Genomic DNA, 2,340 nt, shown 5'->3' on the forward strand with positions numbered 1-2,340 from the left:
CCAACATCGGCCAGAACCCCGATGAGCCCAACCTGCTGGAGGTGATTCCGCCGGAAAAATACACCCTGCTGCCCAACACCGCCGGCTGCTTCGACGCCGAGTCGGCCATCCGCACCTGCCAACTGGCCCGGGAGCTGCTGGACGGCCACAATCTGGTCAAACTGGAAGTGCTGGGCGATCAGGACACCCTCTACCCTAACGTGGTGGAAACGCTCAAGGCCGCCCGCGTGCTGATCGACGACGGCTTCGACGTGATGGTCTATACCTCCGACGACCCCATCATCGCCAAGGAATTCGAGGACATGGGCTGTGTGGCGGTGATGCCGCTGGGCTCGCTCATCGGCTCCGGCATGGGCATCGTCAACCCCTACAACATCCGTATGATCAAGGAGAAGCTCACCGTGCCCGTGCTGGTGGACGCCGGCGTGGGCACCGCTTCCGACGCGGCGGTGGCCATGGAACTGGGCTGCGACGGGGTGCTGATGAACACCGCCATCGCTGCGGCGCAGAACCCGGTGCTGATGGCCTCCGCCATGAAAAAGGCGGTGCAGGCCGGACGGGAAGCCTATCTGGCCGGGCGCATGCCCCAGCGGGTCTATCGCGCCAGCCCCTCCTCGCCTGATGAGGGCATCTTCTTCAAGCGCGACGCATGAACGAGACCGGCCAGACACCCGGCGAGATCTTCCGCCGCGGCATCCGCTCCTTCGTCATCCGCCAGGGACGCATGACCAAAGGCCAGCAGCGGGCCTACGACCTGCTGTGGCCCCGCTATGGCGTGCCCTACGCGCCTGAACCGCTCGACCTGTCCCAACTGTTCGGCAACGACAACCCGGTGTGGGTGGAGATCGGTTTCGGCATGGGGCAGTCGCTGGCGCAGATGGCCGAAGCCCACCCGGAGCGCAACTACCTGGGCATCGAAGTGCACAGGCCGGGCGTCGGTGCCCTGCTGATGGAAGTGGAAAAGCGCGGCCTGACCAATATCCGCATCAGCAACCACGATGCGGTGGAAGTGCTGCGCGACCAGATCCCCGCCCGGTCATTGGCCGGTGTGATGGTCTATTTTCCCGACCCCTGGCACAAGAAGCGCCACCACAAGCGCCGCCTGATCCAGCCGCCCTTCGTCCGCCTGCTGGCCGAACGGCTCGCCCCGGGCGGTCTGCTCCACCTGGCCACCGACTGGCAGGACTACGCCGAGCAGATGCTTGCGGTGTGCGACGCCGAGCCCCTGCTGGAGAACCTGGCTGGCGAAGGTCACTACCATCCCCGCCCCGACTGGCGCCCGCTGACCAAATTCGAACAGCGCGGTCAGCGCCTCGGCCACGGCGTCTGGGATCTGCTCTACCGCCGCCGCTAGATCGCTTTCGGCAGCTCTTCCCAGCGGGTGGTGTAGCACGGGCTACGGAAATCACGGCGCATGGGCCAGTCCGCCGCCCGTCGCAGAGCGCTCTGCCGCCCCAGCCGCAATGCCTGCGGGCCGAAACGATCCTGCACGGCCCACAGGGCCCGCTGAGCACGCCCCGCCCTCTCGAACAGGCCCGCCGGCACCTGATCCCGTGGCCGCAGATCGCCCAGGCGGATGAGCACCTTGCGGTAGCTGACACCCGGCTGATACAGCTGGCGCAGCAGTCGCCGGGCCAGTTTGAGCACCACCACCACATCCTCCGTGGGCATCGGCAGCTTCTCATGTGCCCACGCCGGAGACGCCGCCCCCGCGGCAAAGCGACCGCCGACGGCGAACACCGCCACCGCGCCGGCCACCAGTTTCTGCCGCCACAGCTTCTGCATGGCGGTCATCGCATAATCCGCCAGCGCCGCCTCCAACTCGGCCAATGCCGTCACCGGCCGGGCAAAGCTGCGGGAGCTGACAATCGTCCGGTTCGCCTCTGGAACGGTCTGCAGGGCGAACTGCGGCTGTCCGTGCAGCTCCGCCCACAGCCGCCACAGGGGCAGATGGCCGATCCGCCGCACCGCCTCACCTTCCAGCGCCAGCAGATCCGCCACCGTATGGATGCCCGCCGCCTGCAGCCGTGTGCTCAGCCGCCGCCCCACGCCCCACAGCTCGCCCACCGGTGTCTGGCGCAGCAGCAGCGTGCGCATCTGATCCGACAGCGCCGTGGCATCCGCCACGCCGTCGAACAGTCGGTAGCGCTTGGCCCAGTGGTTGGCCAGCTTGGCCTCCGTCTTTGTGCGCCCCAGGCCCACCGCCACTGGCAGACCGAGCCACTGGCGCACCTGTGCCCGCAGCGCCCGCCCCCAGTCGGCCGTCACCCCGCCTGGCACGGTCAGAAAGCTCTCATCGATGGAATAGATTTCCTGCGTGGCGGCATGCCGACCCAGCAG

The 2,340-nt window shown here is 67.7% G+C and carries 3 protein-coding genes; 2 read left to right on the forward strand and 1 reads right to left on the reverse strand.

All coding sequences use genetic code 11. The annotated features are described in order from the left end of the window. Both F8K16_RS06210 and trmB read left to right on the forward strand, forming a co-directional pair. Positions 1–653, forward strand: a 653-nt coding sequence (locus F8K16_RS06210) for a thiazole synthase (protein ID WP_294948318.1), incomplete at its 5' end; no start/stop codon positions are given. Continuing rightward, positions 650–1,354 (forward strand): tRNA (guanosine(46)-N7)-methyltransferase TrmB, encoded by a 705-nt coding sequence (trmB, locus tag F8K16_RS06215; RefSeq protein WP_294948320.1) that lies wholly within the window; start codon positions 650–652, stop codon positions 1,352–1,354. The genes F8K16_RS06210 and trmB, both read left to right, overlap by 4 nt. Here the strand turns inward: trmB and F8K16_RS06220 are convergent. Next, the coding region (locus F8K16_RS06220; RefSeq protein WP_294948322.1) for a DUF4113 domain-containing protein at positions 1,351–2,340 on the reverse strand (990 nt) is incomplete at its 5' end. The genes trmB and F8K16_RS06220 overlap by 4 nt on opposite strands.

The organism is Sulfurivirga sp. (assembly GCF_015490265.1).
In the GTDB taxonomy this organism is placed as follows: domain Bacteria; phylum Pseudomonadota; class Gammaproteobacteria; order Thiomicrospirales; family Thiomicrospiraceae; genus Sulfurivirga.